Annotated in this window: 17 protein-coding genes; 14 read left to right on the forward strand and 3 right to left on the reverse strand. The window is 38.0% G+C overall.

What is annotated here, in order from left to right; translation table 11 throughout:
- Positions 1–80 precede the first annotated feature (80 nt).
- The 7 genes from EIH20_RS04145 (at position 81) to EIH20_RS04175 (ending at position 7,558) form a co-directional block, all read left to right on the forward strand.
- A complete protein-coding gene (locus EIH20_RS04145; RefSeq protein ID WP_124058101.1) occupies positions 81–1,412 on the forward strand; it encodes a M20 family metallopeptidase in 1,332 nt (443 codons plus the stop codon).
- Positions 1,413–1,442: 30 nt separating this feature from the next.
- Positions 1,443–2,387, forward strand: coding sequence for a carbamate kinase (gene arcC, locus EIH20_RS04150; protein WP_124058102.1), 945 nt, complete (start codon positions 1,443–1,445; stop codon positions 2,385–2,387).
- 389 nt (positions 2,388–2,776) lie between these two features.
- Positions 2,777–4,468 carry an arginine--tRNA ligase gene (gene argS / locus EIH20_RS04155; RefSeq protein WP_124058103.1) on the forward strand — a complete coding sequence of 564 codons (1,692 nt, stop codon included), beginning with the start codon at positions 2,777–2,779 and terminating at the stop codon, positions 4,466–4,468.
- A 221-nt stretch (positions 4,469–4,689) separates the two neighbouring features.
- Positions 4,690–5,469, forward strand: coding sequence for a Crp/Fnr family transcriptional regulator (locus EIH20_RS04160; RefSeq protein ID WP_241152381.1), 780 nt, complete (start codon positions 4,690–4,692; stop codon positions 5,467–5,469).
- Positions 5,470–5,472: 3 nt separating this feature from the next.
- Complete coding sequence (locus EIH20_RS04165) at positions 5,473–6,009, forward strand: methylated-DNA--[protein]-cysteine S-methyltransferase (protein ID WP_206424099.1); 537 nt, start codon at positions 5,473–5,475, stop codon at positions 6,007–6,009.
- Positions 6,010–6,067: 58 nt separating this feature from the next.
- Complete coding sequence (locus EIH20_RS04170) at positions 6,068–6,751, forward strand: DUF5011/hyalin repeat domain-containing protein (RefSeq protein ID WP_124058104.1); 684 nt, start codon at positions 6,068–6,070, stop codon at positions 6,749–6,751.
- Between the two features lie 24 nt (positions 6,752–6,775).
- Complete coding sequence (locus tag EIH20_RS04175) at positions 6,776–7,558, forward strand: hypothetical protein (protein ID WP_124058105.1); 783 nt, start codon at positions 6,776–6,778, stop codon at positions 7,556–7,558.
- A 90-nt stretch (positions 7,559–7,648) separates the two neighbouring features.
- Here the strand turns inward: EIH20_RS04175 and EIH20_RS04180 are convergent, their stop codons facing one another.
- Positions 7,649–8,503: a DegV family protein gene (locus EIH20_RS04180; RefSeq protein WP_124058106.1), complete on the reverse strand. Its 855-nt coding sequence runs from the start codon at positions 8,501–8,503 to the stop codon at positions 7,649–7,651.
- Positions 8,504–8,683: 180 nt separating this feature from the next.
- Here EIH20_RS04180 and EIH20_RS04185 point away from each other — a divergent pair, with 180 nt between their 5' ends.
- From EIH20_RS04185 to EIH20_RS04200, 4 genes are read left to right on the forward strand one after another with little or no spacing between them, the layout of a single operon-like run.
- A complete protein-coding gene (locus EIH20_RS04185; protein WP_124058107.1) occupies positions 8,684–10,135 on the forward strand; it encodes a bifunctional metallophosphatase/5'-nucleotidase in 1,452 nt (483 codons plus the stop codon).
- Positions 10,136–10,137: 2 nt separating this feature from the next.
- Positions 10,138–10,947: a YutD family protein gene (locus tag EIH20_RS04190; RefSeq protein ID WP_124058108.1), complete on the forward strand. Its 810-nt coding sequence runs from the start codon at positions 10,138–10,140 to the stop codon at positions 10,945–10,947.
- 2 nt (positions 10,948–10,949) lie between these two features.
- Positions 10,950–11,720 (forward strand): TIGR01457 family HAD-type hydrolase, encoded by a 771-nt coding sequence (locus EIH20_RS04195; protein ID WP_124058109.1) that lies wholly within the window; start codon positions 10,950–10,952, stop codon positions 11,718–11,720.
- Between the two features lies 1 nt (position 11,721).
- Positions 11,722–12,348 (forward strand): TIGR01906 family membrane protein, encoded by a 627-nt coding sequence (locus EIH20_RS04200; protein ID WP_124058110.1) that lies wholly within the window; start codon positions 11,722–11,724, stop codon positions 12,346–12,348.
- Between the two features lie 84 nt (positions 12,349–12,432).
- On the opposite strand, the gene EIH20_RS04205 is transcribed toward EIH20_RS04200, so the two are convergent.
- A complete protein-coding gene (locus EIH20_RS04205; RefSeq protein WP_124058111.1) occupies positions 12,433–13,452 on the reverse strand; it encodes an NAD(P)/FAD-dependent oxidoreductase in 1,020 nt (339 codons plus the stop codon).
- Between the two features lie 20 nt (positions 13,453–13,472).
- A complete protein-coding gene (locus EIH20_RS04210) occupies positions 13,473–13,985 on the reverse strand; it encodes a divergent PAP2 family protein (protein WP_338133172.1) in 513 nt (170 codons plus the stop codon).
- A gap of 168 nt (positions 13,986–14,153) precedes the next feature.
- On the opposite strand from EIH20_RS04210, the gene EIH20_RS04215 reads away from it, so the two are divergent.
- The 3 genes from EIH20_RS04215 (at position 14,154) to EIH20_RS04225 (ending at position 16,581) form a co-directional block, all read left to right on the forward strand.
- Positions 14,154–14,738 (forward strand): peptidylprolyl isomerase, encoded by a 585-nt coding sequence (locus EIH20_RS04215; RefSeq protein WP_124058113.1) that lies wholly within the window; start codon positions 14,154–14,156, stop codon positions 14,736–14,738.
- Positions 14,739–14,819: 81 nt separating this feature from the next.
- Complete coding sequence (locus EIH20_RS04220) at positions 14,820–15,221, forward strand: CvfD/Ygs/GSP13 family RNA-binding post-transcriptional regulator (protein ID WP_124058114.1); 402 nt, start codon at positions 14,820–14,822, stop codon at positions 15,219–15,221.
- A 16-nt stretch (positions 15,222–15,237) separates the two neighbouring features.
- Positions 15,238–16,581: a glucose-6-phosphate isomerase gene (locus EIH20_RS04225; RefSeq protein WP_124058115.1), complete on the forward strand. Its 1,344-nt coding sequence runs from the start codon at positions 15,238–15,240 to the stop codon at positions 16,579–16,581.
- The last annotated feature ends 546 nt before the right edge of the window (positions 16,582–17,127 follow it).

Consider the following 17,127-nt stretch of genomic DNA (forward strand, 5'->3'; position numbering starts at 1 on the left):
GTCTAGCTGGTTTTACTGGCTAGACAAATTATTCTATGTTAGTCTATTTATAGAATAACGATAAAGGAAGTGTTGTTTGAATGGAATATGTATTAACAAAAAATGTTCAAGAACAAGCTGTTGAAATGATTAAACACTGGGTATCCTATCCATCTGTTTTAGATGAAACAGCAACTGACACACCTTTTGGGGCAGAAATTCAACGTTGTTTAGAAGCTGCTTTAAGTGACTGCGAAAAGTTAGGTTTTAGAACCTATCTTGATCCTGAAGGATACTATGGTTATGCTGAAATTGGTGAAGGAACTGAATCGTTAGCGATTCTTTGTCACCTTGACGTTGTTCCTGCAGGGGATGTTTCAGAATGGACTTCTGATCCATTTAAAGCAGAAGTTCGTGACGGCAAACTTTATGGTCGTGGAACTCAAGATGATAAAGGACCAACTGTAGCGGCGTTATTTGCAGTGAAAGCTTTAGTTGAACAAGGTAAAACTTTCAATAAACGCATTCGTTTCATTTTTGGTACAGACGAAGAAAACTTATGGCGTTGTTTAAATCGCTATGTTGAGAAGGAAGAAAAAGCAACCTATGGCTTTGCTCCGGATGCTGAATTCCCATTAACTTATGCCGAAAAAGGTTTATTACAAAGTTGGGTTAAAGGTCCTGGAAGCCAAGATTTAGTCTTGAATAATAATGGGGCGTTTAACGTTGTTCCTGATAAAGCTGTTTATCAAGGTGACAAACTTGATCAAGTAAAAGAAACTTTGGCTTCACTTGGATATGATTTAACTGAAAAAGATGGCGGTTTAGTTGTTTTAGGTAAATCAGTACACTCTAAGGACGCTGATCAAGGTATTAATGCTGTTACTCGTTTAGCAGAAGCCTTATCTAGTGTTTATTCTCATCCAATGCTAGATTTCTTGCAAACATTCAAACAAGATGTGTTTGCAAAAGCAATCTTTGGCGATGTTGAAGATGAAGCTAGCGGCAAATTAACCGTAAATATTGCTAAATTAATCATTACTCCAGAAGAGTCGAAAATCGGTGTTGACTTCCGAATTCCTGTTACGGCTGATAAAGAAGCTTTAGCAGCATCATTTGCATCTAAAGCTGAAGAGTTTGGCTTAACTTATGAAGAATATGACTACTTAGCATCACTTTATGTTCCACTTGATAGTGAATTGGTAACTACCTTATTGTCTGTTTATCGTGAATTAACAGGTGATATGACGGAACCAATCAGCTCTGGTGGTGCAACATTTGCTCGTACGATGGAAAACTGTGTTGCTTTTGGAGCAATTACAGATGATGTGGAAGTAACCTTCCACCAAGTGGATGAATGCATGCCACTTAAGAATATCTATGAGTCAATGGAAATTTATGCTCACGCTATTGAAAAATTAGCTTGCAAATAATTAATATATTTAAAAAAGGGGTTTTTATACATGACAAAACGTAAAATCGTCGTTGCTTTAGGTGGAAATGCCATCCTTTCTTCTGATCCAACTGCACAAGCACAACAAGAAGCTTTAAGACAAACAGCTGAATATTTAGTAAAATTAATCGAAAACGGTGACGACTTAATCGTAACTCACGGTAACGGACCACAAGTAGGTAACTTATTATTACAAAATATCGCTGCAAACTCTGAAAAGAACCCAGCTTTCCCATTAGATTCTTTAGTAGCTATGACTGAAGGATCAATTGGTTTCTGGTTACAAAATGCGTTACAAAACGCTTTGACAGAACGCGGAATCAAGAAAGAAGTTGCTTCTGTAGTAACTCAAGTTATCGTTGACAAAGATGACAAAGCTTTCGCTAATCCTACTAAACCAATCGGACCTTTCTATTCTGAAGAAGAAGCTAAGAAAGAAATGGAAACAACAGGTGCTACATTTGTTGAAGATGCTGGCCGTGGTTGGAGAAAAGTTGTTCCATCACCAAAACCAGTTGGTATCAAAGAAATCGGCGTTATTAAAGATTTAATTGAATCTGGTCACGTTGTTGTAGCTGCTGGTGGAGGCGGTATCCCAGTTGTTAAAGGTGACGATGACAAATTAACTGGTGTTGAAGCTGTTATCGATAAAGACTTCGCTTCACAATTATTAGCTCAATTAATCGATGCTGATATGTTTATCGTTTTAACAGGTGTTGACTATGTATTCGTTAACTTCAACAAACCTGATCAAATGAAATTAGAACGCGTAAGTGTTGCTGACTTAGAAAAATATATTGGTGAAAACCAATTTGCACCAGGTTCTATGTTACCTAAAGTTGAAGCAGCTATCGGCTTCGTTAAGAATGCTCCAGAAAGCGAAGCTGTTATTACTTCATTAGAAAACTTAGAACAATTAATCGCTAATGGTGCTGGAACAATCATCGTTAAATAATTTTCCTTGTAAAATTATTTGGATTTTGACTAGCAAATTTTCAAAGAGTCTGTTAAAATACTATTCATAATATTTAAAGCGAGAAAGAGAGTAGACAAACGGATACTTTACAGCAAGTTGGGTTGTTGAGAGCCAACAAGTTACAATTGTCGAACCGCACTTTCGATTGTGTTATGGTGAAAATAGTTTTACTAAGATAGCCATAATCGGAGCGCTTGCTTCGTTAACAATTTGAGATAATTAGACCCGCTGTGTCTGATTAAGTAGAGTGGTACCGTGTATTGTAAGTTCAATGCGCCTCTAGGGAATTCCCTAGAGGCGCATTTTTTGTTGGGATATCCCACTATACTGGGCCAACAGCCCAAATTGAATTAATAGGAGAGAGTAAAATGGAAAGTAAAGCCATTATTGTTGAAGTATTAAAGCCGCTTGTTGGTGAATATTTAAGTGATGACGCGATTGCAAATTTAATTGAAATTCCAAGTAATTCAGAATTTGGAGATTTAGCGTTTCCAGTATTTACTTTAGCTAAACAATTTCGTAAAGCACCGCAAGTAATCGCGCAAGAACTAGTTGAGCAAATTGAAAAAGAACAATTTGACAATGTTGTTGCTACAGGTCCCTATATTAATTTCTTCATTAACCGTAAGATTATGTCGAATCGGATTATTCATGAAGTTCTTGAAAATGGTTCAAATTATGGTTCTCAAGATTTAGGTCATGGGGCGAATGTGACCTTCGATATGTCCTCGCCAAATATAGCTAAACCTATGTCAATGGGACATTTGCGTTCAACAGTAATTGGAAATGCTTTATCTAATATTTTTGCTAAATTAAACTATCATTCGATTAACATTAACCACCTAGGTGACTGGGGAACTCAATTCGGTAAGTTAATTGTTGCTTATCGCTTGTGGGGTGATGAAGAGGTTGTAAAACAAGATCCTGTTAAAGAACTTGTAAAATTGTATGTTGAATTCCACGAAAAAGCAGAACTCGATCCATCATTGGATGATGAAGCTCGGGCTGTCTTTAAGAAACTTGAAGATGGGGATGAAGAAACTGTTGCATTATGGCAATGGTTTAAAGATGAGTCGTTGAAAGAATTTGATAAAGTATATCGTTTATTAAATATCAAATTTGATTACAATACGGGCGAATCATTCTACAACGATAAAATGCAGCCTATTGTCGAAGAACTTGAAGCAAAGGGTATTTCGACTATTGAAAATGGGGCTACTTTAGTTATGTTAGATGATGAAGAGCTTCCACCTGCATTAATTAAAAAATCGGATGGAGCAACCTTATATCTTACTCGTGACCTTGCGACAGCTTATTACCGTAAGAAAACCTTTGATTTTGCCGAGAATGTTTATGTCGTGGGTAACGAACAAGCCAACCATTTCCGTCAGTTAAAAGCGGTTCTTAAACGTTTAGGTAATGATTGGTCGGATGATATGCATCATATTCCATTTGGCTTAATTACAATTAATGGTCGTAAAATGTCAACGCGTAAAGGCGAAATTGTTTTACTTGAAGATGTTTTACACGAAGCAACTGAAATTGCTCTAAAACAAATCGAAGTGAAAAATCCTGATCTTCCAAATAAAGAAGAAGTGGCCTCTCAAGTTGGGGTAGGGGCGGTTGTTTTCCATGACCTTAAGACAGATCGGATGAACAGCTTCAATTTTAACTTGGATGAAATTGTTCAATTTGAAGGAGAAACAGGGCCATATGTTCAATATACGCATGCACGTTCTCGTTCGATTCTTGAAAAATTCGGCAAGGAAGTCGATTTAGCTAAAACACTGGAATTAAACGATAATTATAGTTGGGAAATTGTCAAGAAGCTTTCTACTTATGACCAAACGATTGTGCAAGCACGTGAAAAATATGAACCATCGGTTATTGCTAAATACTTAATTCAATTGAGTCAATTATTTAATAAATACTATGGTAATACACGTATCTTAGATCAAGATGATCAGATTGAAGCTCGAATTGCGTTGGTTAATGCAGTTGCTACAGTCTTAAAAGATGGTTTAGGCTTATTGGGTATCGATGCACCTAATAAGATGTAATTGGGTTGTTAATACTTTTTTTGAAAGATGCGGTGGGCTGAATATTGCCTACCGCATTTTTTGCTAAATATGCTATTTGGAATATATATATTTAGGTAGGCCATTTTAGACAGTTTGGAAATATATAAGATAAAGGATTTTATTTTTTTGAGTAAATGATTTAGTGAGTCAATATATTCTCACAAATTTTTGTGATTAAGGTGATAAATTTCACTTTTTTTATGACAAATCTTGCACATATTATTATTTATATGGATAATAGGAGTGATGGAAAATTTGATGAATCGGAGGGATTCAAGATGAACCGTGATTTAGAAGATTACATGGAAGAACTACCAAATGAAGAATTCTTCTCGCGATTTACAACTGAAGAGATGACAAAAATTAAAGAAGAATCCGTTATTCATCAGTATCGAAAAGGGCAAATTTTATTCTTCCAAGCTGATCCAAAAAGATATTCTTTCTTCCTGTTAAAGGGCCTTATTCGTTTGGAAAAAGCAGACTCTAACGATGAGTATTTATATTTTGACTATATAAAAGGTCATTCGTTCTTTCCTTATGGTGGGGTATTTGGACAGCATGATTATACACACAGTGCAATTGCCATGACAGATATTGATCTCCTTCTTATTCCGAATAAGCTGATTGAGAGTTTAGTTGCTCAAAATACCAATCAATTGCGCTACATGTATGGTAAAATTTCAGAGATTTTGGTTTTTCATGAGACTCGGTTACAGTTGACTGCAATTTCTTCAGCAGTTGATCGGGTTATTCAATCTCTAAGTCTTTGGATGATAGATATGGGGACTGTTGTGGGCGAAACAACCGTTATTCCATATCCTTTGACAATCAATGAACTAGCTGTAGTAGCAGGCACAACTCGAGAAACAGCTGGTAAAGTGGTCCGTGATTTAACGAGTCAAGGGTTGATTGATTTTAATCGTCGCCGAATTACGATTTTTGATCGCAGTTATTTTGAAAAACATATTTTCATGGGGTAAATGATGGATATCAGTTATGATCTAGTAGAAGTGAATAAACAAATTAAGTTTCCTGTGATGGTTCATGAGGGTCGTTGTTGCTATGTAGGACCATTAGGGGAGACGCTTGAGCAAGCGATTGCTTTCTTGGAAAATCATAAAGTCAAAGCTAATTACCGACATAATCCCCATGAAGTGAACCTATTTGCGTCTCAGCTAGCAAAGTATTTTACTACTGGTCAAGCTATCGACTATTCACAGTTTCCAGTAGATTTTCTTTATGGAACGCCTTGGCAACACAGTATTTGGCATTATTTGCAATCCATTCCTTTAGGAGAAACGCGGTCCTATAGTCAAGTGGCACAAGCTACTGGGCGCCCCCGGGCAACCCGAGCAGTTGGAACAGCCATTGGGCTAAATCCCATTTCGTTTGTTGTGCCTTGTCATAGGGTTATTAATAAGAATGGACGGCTTGGTGGTTATCGTGGTGGCTTAAATTTGAAACAATCTTTGTTGATTCATGAACAAAATAGTACCGTTGGTTTAATCAGCTTTACTTGAAATAAGTGACTGAAAACGGTATATTAAAGGTATAGATGACAAAGAGAGGGTGAAAAAGGTGAAGAGACATTGGGAAAACGCTAATTTAACCTATTTTATTAAGTTAAGCTGTTTAGTGTTCTTGGCCTTTAATTTCACATCGGTTTGTCAATCAGCCTTTGCCCAAGAAACGACGACGCAAGAAGATTTAATTGCGCCGAAAATTCTTGCCCCTTCTTTAACTTTAACGACTCATACATCTGTTCCAAATCTTATGGCTGATGTCATTGTCATGGATGACCATGATTCAGAAACGGAATTAAGAATTCTTTCAAGTGATTTAGTTGAAGGGATGGAACTTGATGAAACGGATCAAGGAATAAAATATGTTACCTACCAAGCTGTGGATGCGGCAGGTAATGAAACCATCTTTATTCGACCTATTTATGTTTATGGTTATCAAGAGCAGGCAGACGGTGAAGATATTTCATCCATCGATATTACACCACCTGAAGTAACTTGTTATCCAGTATATTTAAAAGTTGGCAGTCAATCGGTAGCTGAATTTGAAGACAAGAAAGCCTCTGCTTCTGCTACTGACAATAACATAGAAGACCTAACACCTAATTTGCAACTGGAAAGTTCTGCTAAAGCTAAACTAGATTTAGATAAACCTGGTAATTATTTAGTGACCTGGGAAGTTGAAGACCGAGCTGGCAATAAAGGATTAGCCAACCAGTGGGTTATTGTGATGCCTCAGTAATTTTTATAGTGGATAGAGGTTATTATGAAGAAAATACCACTTAAAACATATATCAAGTTAGGTATCATGATATTAACGGCCTTCTATTTGGGAATTCGTGATCATGAAGCTCTAAGTCAAATATGGCAATATCATGAAGCTGATACCGTTATTAAATTGCGGTACTCAGCTTATTTGCTTTTTGGAGAAGAAGACCAAATTCAGTGGCCTGATAGTCTATCGCAACAACTGCGTCTTGAAAAGCCATACTCCTTTACTGAACCTCATTTGTTTGATAAGAATATTCAACAGGATGATATCCTTCGAAAGAGTGTCAAGTTGGCTCAGGATTTAAATCATCAACTTGACCAAGAACAGATTCAAGGTGCTTTTTTAACTGCAATGAATCAAGATCGGTCTAAGCAATCATGGCAATCTATTCTGCCGGCGGATTATCTTAGTCAAGGGGTTTCGAAGCGAATTGAGGAACTGAGCGACTACCAATATTTAAACCAACAAACGGTTGCCGGTGGAGTTTTTACTGATCTGTTTAGTGATCTTCCGCAAGCCCAAGCACGCTTAGGCGAAAATTTATATGAACAATTTTTGCCCATATCGGATGTTCATCTTAAAACTTGGCAAAGTCACCCAGATTTATTAGGGTATTATCTATATGGTTTATTAAAGGATACTTTGCGAAATACTGACTATCAATCGTTTGTTTCAGCACATTTGCAAGTCCGTTTTTCGCCAACAACTTTCTATTATCAAGAGCGTGCTTACGTTCGATTAGTTGCCGTATTAGTGCTGGATAATCAAGGAAATTAGAGGAGATTTGATAGCCTACGCGATAAAAAAGGGTTACTGACTAACAATAGGCAGTAACCCTTTATTAATATTCGAGATTGTTAAGTGTTGTTATTTTGCTGGTAAGGTATCATAGCCAATAATTAGGCCCTGTTTTTCGGCATAATAGCTACATAAGCCACTCATAGATAAAATGTGAGGTTGGCAATTAGGATATTTTTCAAGTAAAAGCTCACTGAATTTTTTAGCACTTTCTTCATTTAGGGCATGACTAATTTCAATGGTGCCTCCTTGGTAGCCATTCTCTTCAACAGCTTCTAAAAGAAGACGTAAAGCTTTCTTCTCACCTTTAACTTTATGAGCGAGTTCCATAGTTCCTTGTGGAGTACGTTGACCAATTAAACGAATCCCTAATAACCCAATCATTGTTCCGGTGAAACGATTTACACGACCGTTTTTTACTAGATTGTCGATGGATTCAAGCAAATAATGGACTCCTGTGTGCTCATGATACGTATTCATTCGATCAACAAGTTCTTCAAATTCATAGCCTTTTTCAGCTAACTCAACTGCTTTGTGAACTAAAATATTCATTTCGGTTCCGGCAGTATGAGTGTTGAAAATATGAATTTTAGCATTTGGATTTTCTTTTAAAACAAGATCTTTAGCCAAACAAGCACTATTATAAGAACCAGATATTTCTTTTGAAAGTGTAAAACAAATGACGTTTTCGGCGTCACGAAAGCTCGAAGCGTAGGAATCAGGTGAAGGACAAGCGGTTGTAGTTGCATTTTTAGACACTTCCATAGCGTGAAGCATGGTTTCTAGATCTAGATTTTCATCATCGATATATTCTTGGTTATCAATGGTAATGACGAGTGGCACATATTGAAATGCAATGGTGTCCGTCTTGGGAGTGATTTGGCGAATATCTGACCCCGAATCGGTGACAATTTTCCATTTCATGTTAGTCGCCTCCTTAACGTGTTTTCTGTCTTCTAGTATCTCACTTTATTAATTTTTTGGCAATAATGGGCACTGAGAAAATAATTGGATTATCCCTAGGGTCCTTGTTAAAACAAGACAAATGTTACCTAGTCGAAAGAGAGTTGGCTTGGTATAATATTGTAGAAGGTAGGTGCAAGGATGAAATTAAGCATTTTACATACCAATGATTTACATGGACATTTGGAGAACTGGCCTTATATTGAACAATATTTAATTTCAATGCGCCAATCACTGATTAACCGCGGACAGGCTTGCTTAATTATGGATGTTGGCGATGCCTGTGATGCTACCCATCCGCTTGTCGAAGCAACTCAAGGTCAAATCATGACTGAAGTATTTAATCGGGTAGGTTATGACTACGTAACAGTAGGTAATAACGAAGGATTAGGCTTTAGTCCCAAACAGGTCCAAGATATCTATTCAACAGCCCACCATCAAGTTTTACTAGCGAATATCTTGGACCAATCTAGTCATACGCAGCCTTCTTGGGCAAAGGCCTATGCTGTTGAACGCTTTGAGAATGGAATGGAAGTAGCCATCATTGGCTTAACAGCACCCTATGCTTCCTATGAGAGAAACGGTTACTTAGCTATCGAAGCCGAAATTTGTCTGGAGCAACAGTTAAATCTGATTATGACAGAGAGTCATCCCGACTTAATCATTATCTTGTCTCATCTTGGTTACGATGTGGATCAAAGTCTGGCTCAACGTTTCCCTCAAGTAGATTTAATTTTGGGGGCTCATACTCACCATCTTTTGCCCCAGGGTCAGCAAGTAAACGAAAGCATTTTAGCAGCAGCGGGTAAATATGGTCATTACGTTGGTTGGATTGAAGTGGATTTGAATCCACACGGCTCAATGCTTGCGAATTATCAGGAGCAGCCAGGTTGCTACATTCTTAAAGATAAAATGATTACGTGTCGAGTTGAGTCAATTGCTGAAATTTGTGATAAGATGAGACTTCCAGTAATAGAAGACACATATGCCGACCTCGGTAAGGCTGCTTTAAGACAACAAATCATCGCCAATTTGCCACATGATTTGACGGTCCGTTCTAATGATCCATCAACTTCTCTGGTTAAAGTGACTTTAGCTGCCATGAGAGAAGAGACCGGTTGCGATATCGCTTTTATCAATACGGGTTTATTCTTGAATGATCTACCTCAAGGAAAAGTGAGTCAGAAAGAGCTTCATGAAACACTTCCGCACCCCATGCATTTAATTACCCTTTCATTGAGAGGAAATCATTTATTGCGATTATTAGCAGAAATAGACCAGCAGAGAGAGAGTTTAATGAATAAGGCCATCAGTGGGATGGGTTTTCGGGGGAAAATCTTTGGACAAATTGTCTTTGATGGGTTAGATTATGATAGTATGACACAAACATGGACTTATCAAGGAGCGGATATTGACCCTCAGGCTCAATATCGCTTAGTCAGTGTGGATCATTTATGGTTCCTGTCGTATTTTCCAAGCATTGGTCGTTGGGGACAGCCTTGTTTACATTTCCCTGATTTTATTCGCCATTGCTTAGGCAAATATTTGCAACGTCATTATCCACTTTCGACTATAGAAACAATAAAGGAGTAATTATGAATAATAATACGGAAGAAAATTTACCAAAACAAATCGATTCAGCTATTGCTGAATTATTGGCCGATGACATCTCGGAAAAACAGATTGTCAAGGTCGATGACACTCATTTAACTATTAAAGAACAAGCCTATGAAGTGGTAGTCGATTATCGACAAGGCTTTGACTTTGAAGCATTTTCCAAGCGATATCAAGAATACTTTGCTAAGTATGACTTTATTGTTGGAGATTGGGGCTTTGAACAATTGCGCTTAAAGGGCTTTTTTCAAGTGAACCAGCCAAAAGTTGCTCGTGATCAGTTAATTTCTTTCTTAGACGATTATCTTAAAGAGTATTGTAACTTTGGCTGCCAATATTTTGTTTTAGCTAAAGAAAATGCGGTTGAAAAATTTGAGGCCTTGAAGTTAAAACGACAAAATAGCAAACCGGAAGTTAAAGAAAACGCAGGAAGTGCGCCAGTTTCAACGCGGAAGCCTCAATATGGTCGACGTAAACGTCGATCAAATCAAATGGATAAACCGAAAGGGTCTAGCGAAACGCCAGTAAAAAGTCCTACAAACAAAAAAGCAGTTTCTGAATCGCGGAAACCGGGCGCAAAACGAAATCAAGAAAATGTCATTAAGAAAAATCCAAACAAAGACCAAACTAGCCAGAATAAGCGTGATAATAGCGGTAGTGCAGTTAAACCTGTCATTAAGCCTAAGGCCGCTTCAAGTAAGTCGTCAACCAAACCCACTAACAAAGTAGCAACCGACAAGGGGGCATTTGTTATTAAACAAAAGAAGAGTGAAAAGAAAGGTGGACTTTAATTATGAAATCCTATCAAGCCTTTCTACTTGATTTGGATGGCACGACCTATTTAGGTAAACAACGGATACCGTCTGCCGAGTCCTTCATTCACGAATTGCAAGCTCGGCAAATTCCTTTTATGTTCGTTACGAATAATGCAACGAAAACTCCTGAACAAGTGGCAGCTAAATTGTCCCAAGAGAATGATATTGAGGTTAGTCCCGAACAAATTTATACATCTGGTATGGCGATGGTAGACTATCTACTTAAATATTTCCCTGGACAAAAACTTATGGTCATAGCTGAGGAGGCTCTTAAGACTCAGTTACAACAAGCGGGTTTTGACATTGTAGCAGACAGTTCTGCACAGGTTGTGGTTCAATCTTTAAGCCGTCAGTCCACCTATGAAGAACTCGCTCAGGCAACTTTAGCTATTCGGCAAGGAGCACGCTTTTTAGTGACGAATCGGGATACTAGTTTACCTTCAGAAAGGGGGATGATGCCAGGTTCAGGCGCTATCACGGCTTTTCTAGAGGCGGCGAGTCAGCAGTCGCCAATCGTAATGGGTAAACCCTTTGAACCGATTATGGAGGGAGCCTTGCGACGCTTGAACTTAAATAAAGACCAAGTCGTCATGGTGGGGGATAATTATCAAACAGATATCATGGCCGGAATTAACGCACAAATGGACACCATTTTGGTATTAACTGGCTTTACCCAATTAGCTGATTTGGACCAGTATGAGGTTCAACCGACGCATATAGTTGAAGACTTATCCCATTGGAGGTTTTAGAATGGTAGGTTTTCGTTTCAAACAAGGATTAGGCACTCTTGGCTTAATTATTTCTGGCATACTGATGGCTAGTGCCTTGACCTTGCTGTCAGCTTCTTGGCTTTACCGTCTTGTTTTGAATTTCTATGATTTTCAGACCTTAACGGGCCTTAGTCAAGGGCAGCTACAAGAGAATTTTGATGTGTTAATGGCGTACTTATTAAACCCTCAAATTTCAAGCTTAAAGATGCCGTATTTCTCGTCTTCAGCTGGTGCCTTACAACATTTTGCCGAGGTAAAATTTGTTTTTCACATCGTGATTATTGCAGCAATTTTAGCGACTGTGCTTTATTTTTATTTGCTTTATTGGGTTAGAAAAACGAAACAAGTCAAATGGATGCAAGGGTGGATACGTTTAGCCTATATTAGCCCTCTTGTGGTTCTTTTGGCGATTGTTATTGCCTTTGATCAATTTTTTGTCTTATTTCATCAATTGATTTTTAATAATCAGTTATGGTTGTTCGATCCATTAGTGGATCCTGTCATTCAAGTTCTGCCTGAATCTTTATTTATGCTCTATTTAATTATGATCATCGTGATCTACGAGTTACTTATTTGGGTTTGGGATAGATGTTTGAAAATAAAATAAACCACTTAAGTTGGCCTTTATCATATGAAATGATAGCCACTTAAGTGGTTTTTGTATTTTCTGTAGGGAATTTCTGGTTGTCGATTAGTGGGAGCTGTCTTCAAATAAACTAGTCGAATGTAGATGAGGGACAGCTTTGTCGGGAGCGATATGATGTAGAGCATGATTAACCGCAAGAGGGGCTTCTCCAAAGCCTGTGGCAATAATTTTAACTTTGCCATCATAGTCAGCAATATCACCGACAGCGAAAACACCTGGGATATTGGTTTGGTAGTGGGAATCTACCTGAATGGCATTGCGGTGGAGGTTAAGTCCCCAATTTTTTAATTGGCCGATAGTCGAAGTAAAGCCATAGTTCACGATAAAGTGATCCAGTTCAAGAAGCTGACTTTCATCCGTACGGGCTTTGGTAATTTCAATAGCTTGCAAATGGTTATCTTGGCCAATTAATTTACTTGGGACATATGGGGTTAAAATTTCTACTTGAGATTGTCTTAATCGTTGGACGGAATGTTCTAAAGCTCTAAATTCGTCTCGGCGATGAATCAAATACACTTTTTTGGCAATCGGTTCGAGGGTTAATGCCCAGTCAACGGCCGAATCGCCGCCCCCACAGACAGCAACTCTTTGATTTTCAAATTGTTTTAGATTATTAACGTAATAATGTAAGTTATTTGCTTCATAACTTTCGGCTTGTTCTAGATTTAATTTCCGTGGTCTGAAGGCACCATTACCGGCAGCAATGATGACCGTTCGGCTGTAATGTTGGCCTTTGGTGGTGGTGAGAACAAAGTAGGGTTTACCTTGGTCATCCATGCATCGTTCTAACTCAAGGGCCTCTTCACCTAAACAGAAACTAGTATAGAAACGCTCTAATTGTGTGATTAATTGGCTGGTTAAGACTTCTCCCGTAATGGCAGGGTATGCGGGAATGTCATAGATGATTTTTTCGGGATACAAGTGAGCTGGTTGGCCACCCAGTAATTCTAAACTTTCGATTATCTTTACTTTCGCTTGGCGTAAGCCCGCATAAAAAGCGGTGAACAAACCGACCGGTCCACCGCCAATAATAGTAATATCAAACATTTCGTGTGTTGGTTGCATGATGTCACCTTTCTAATTAATTAACTAAAAAAATAATAATAGGTCATTCGAATAAAGAGGGCAACAGTAAAGCCAGTGATAACCCCGACAATAACCTCAGTTGGTTTATGACCAAGATATTTGTTGATTATCATATGTTTGTAGTCATCAATTTCATAGTCATCAATGACAGGATTTAACTTGCTGTTGGCTGCTTGAGTGATATTTTCTCGTTGAAGAGCAGATAATTCAGCCAGATGGTGACGAGCGAGGATATCTAAGACAATACCTTGCTCTCCACTTTGCCGACGAACCCCCATGGAGTCGAACATGACGATGACCCCAAAAACAGTCGCGATGGCCACAAGGGGTGAATCAAAGCCGTGTTCTAAAGTTAAGGCTGTAATAAGACTACTTACTGCAGCCGAGTGAGAGCTTGGCATCCCACCGGTTGAAGTAACTAAGTCGATGGAAGCTGATTTCTTATTGGTTAATTGAGCGATTGGATATTTAATAAGTTGGGTAAAAATAATGGCAGCAAAAGCTGTTATCAAGGGAAGGTTCATAAGATATGATTTTTCTCCTTTATGATTTTATACTTTCATCTTACATAATAGCAAAAAAGCGTGGCGATAACTATTAAAATATTTTTGAAAAATGGTGAATGTATAGTAAAATGTGACTAAGCGAAAGCCTTAGTTGAAAATGAAGGAGAAAAGATAATGATGAATTTACCACAATTAAAGATGGAAGAACAAAAAAGTCACGTGACCATGCATACAAATTTAGGAGACATTGAATTTGTTTTGTTTGAAGATTTAGCGCCAAAAACAGTTAAGAATTTTGTAGAACTAGCTAAGAAAGGTTACTATGATGGCGTTATTTTTCACCGCGTAATTAAAGATTTTATGATTCAAGGTGGCGATCCTACCGGTACCGGTATGGGAGGCGAAAGTATTTATGGGGCGAAGTTTGAAGATGAATTCACGCCAGAATTATTTAATCTTCGTGGCGCTTTATCTATGGCAAATGCTGGACCTAATACGAATGGTAGTCAATTCTTTATTGTTACAGCTCCAAGTGTTCCAGCTCAAATGTTAGGCCAAATGAAACAAGCGGGTTTCCCAGAAGAAATTATTGCCGCTTATGAAGAAAAAGGTGGAACACCTTGGTTAGACCACCGTCACACAGTTTTCGGGCAAGTTAAAGCGGGTATGGATATCGTTGAAAAGATTGAAGCGGTTGAAACAGGTGCTCAAGATAAACCATTAAATGAAGTTCGCATCGAATCAATTAGTATAAACTAGCCTCATTTACGCTTTTTCTCACAAAGGGATTGGCTTATCTTAGCATTTTCTTTATAATATGCGTAAAGGAGCTACAGACGAATGAAAACAGAATATAAAATTGGCGATATTATAGAAGGCCAAGTAACAGGGATTCAATCCTATGGTGTTTTTGTCAGTCTTTGTGATGATGAACAAGGCTTGGTTCACATTTCAGAGTGTAAACACGGTTATATGACTGAACTAGAAGGCTTTGTTTCCATTGGCGATCAGGTAAAAGTCATGATTATTGATATTGACGAATATACTAAAAAAATCAGTCTATCAATGAGGGTGCTTGATAAATTGAATACACCACCGTTTCCGGCTCGGATAAAACGCCGTCGTAAACGCTATTTACCGAATATTGGTTTCCAAACTTTACAGGATAAGATGCCAATTTGGATTGATCAGGCCGTCGCTTCAATTGAAGCAGATGAATATGATATAAAATATAAAGTTTAAGAATAGAGGGATCAAGATGAATCACATTCAATTCGATTACAGCAAAGCAACGTCATTTTTTTCAAGTCAAGCCTTAACTCAATTACAGGCTTATGTGACGACGGCTGACCAACAATTACGGTCTAAAAAAGGAGCTGGCAGTGATTTCACAGGATGGGTTGATCTTCCTGAGAATTACGATAAAGCTGAATTTGCCCGAATTAAAGAAGCGGCACAAAAAATTAAGGCAAATTCCGACGTATTAGTAGTAATTGGAATTGGTGGTTCCTATTTAGGTGCACGCGCTGCAATTGAATTCTTGAACCATTCTTTCTACAATTTAAAAGCGGGACATAAAGGACAACCGCAAATTTTCTTTGCGGGTAATAGTATTTCATCAACATATTTAGCTGATTTGTTAGATGTTATTGGCGATCGTGATTTCTCAATTAATGTTATCTCAAAATCAGGAACGACAACGGAACCTGCCATTGCATTTAGGGTTTTAAAAGAAAAATTAGTAGCTAAATATGGGGCTGAAGAAGCTAAAAAGAGAATTTATGCGACAACAGACCAAGCCCGTGGTGCCTTAAAACAAGAAGCTGATGCTCAAGGTTATGAGTGTTTCGTCATTCCAGATGCAGTAGGAGGGCGCTTTACTGTACTCACTCCAGTGGGGTTACTGCCAATTGCTGTTTCTGGAGCAGACATTGATCAATTAATGCAAGGGGCAGCTGATGCCATGGCTGCCTATTCCAATCCAGATTTAAGTCAAAACCAGGCCTATCAATATGCAGCACTACGCAACGTCCTATATCGTCAAGGTAAAGATATGGAGCTATTGATCAATTATGAGCCAGGCCTCCAATATTTTAATGAATGGTGGAAACAACTATTTGGTGAGTCAGAAGGTAAAGACTTAAAAGGAATCTATCCTTCAAGCGCGAACTTCTCTACTGATCTCCACTCACTTGGTCAATATATTCAAGAAGGCAAACGAACAATGTTTGAAACGGTCATTAAAGTTGATCAAGCTCGTCATCAAATTAACATTCCAAAGCTAAACGAGGATCTCGATGGTTTGGCTTATTTAGAAGGGCAAACTATGGATTTTGTTAATACGAAAGCATTCCAAGGCACCTTATTGGCCCACACGGATGGTCAAGTACCAAACTTCGTAATTACAATTCCGAAGATGGATGAATATAGCTTAGGATATTTGATCTATTTCTTCGAAATAGCTGTAGCGATTTCAGGCTATCTCAATGGTGTCAATCCATTTGATCAACCTGGAGTTGAAGCTTATAAGAAAAATATGTTTGCGTTACTCGGCAAACCAGGCTTTGAAAATCTTGCTCAAGAATTAAATCAGCGATTATAATAAAGGCCCCTCTCGTCAAAAAAGTTGGGAGGGTAATTTTTTTGATTATATTTGGAAACGTTTTCTCTTTTGTGGTATAATATATGTCCAATATAATAGCTTGAAATTACTGTATAAATATAAAACGTCAGCAAAAAAATTGCCTAAATCTAGTCTTGTCTGTATAACAAAGAATGTAGTTAAAATCAGCACTTCTAAAGGGTTTAGCTTCAAGAAAAACAATAATTAAAAAATATATGCAAGAAAATAGGAAAAGGTGTTGACACTAGACGGTAAGCCGTGCTATATTATCTCTTGTCCTCACGAGGACGGCATTACAAGCACTTCACAGCGAGTTGAAAGAAATAAAAAATATTTCAAAAAACTTGTTGACAATAAGAAGAAGCGATGGTAATATATAGAAGTTGTCAGCGCAAGACGCGAGACAGCAACGCTCATTGAAAACTGAACAAAGACAAACACCAAGATGTGTAAGGGATCTATTCAAACGAGTAGATACAACCCGAATATAATTCGAGAACAGGAAGCAAACCTGTCAAAAAAATA

Origin of the sequence: Vaginisenegalia massiliensis (genome assembly GCF_900604935.1) — a bacterium.
Taxonomy (GTDB): Bacteria; Bacillota; Bacilli; order Lactobacillales; family Aerococcaceae; genus Vaginisenegalia; species Vaginisenegalia massiliensis.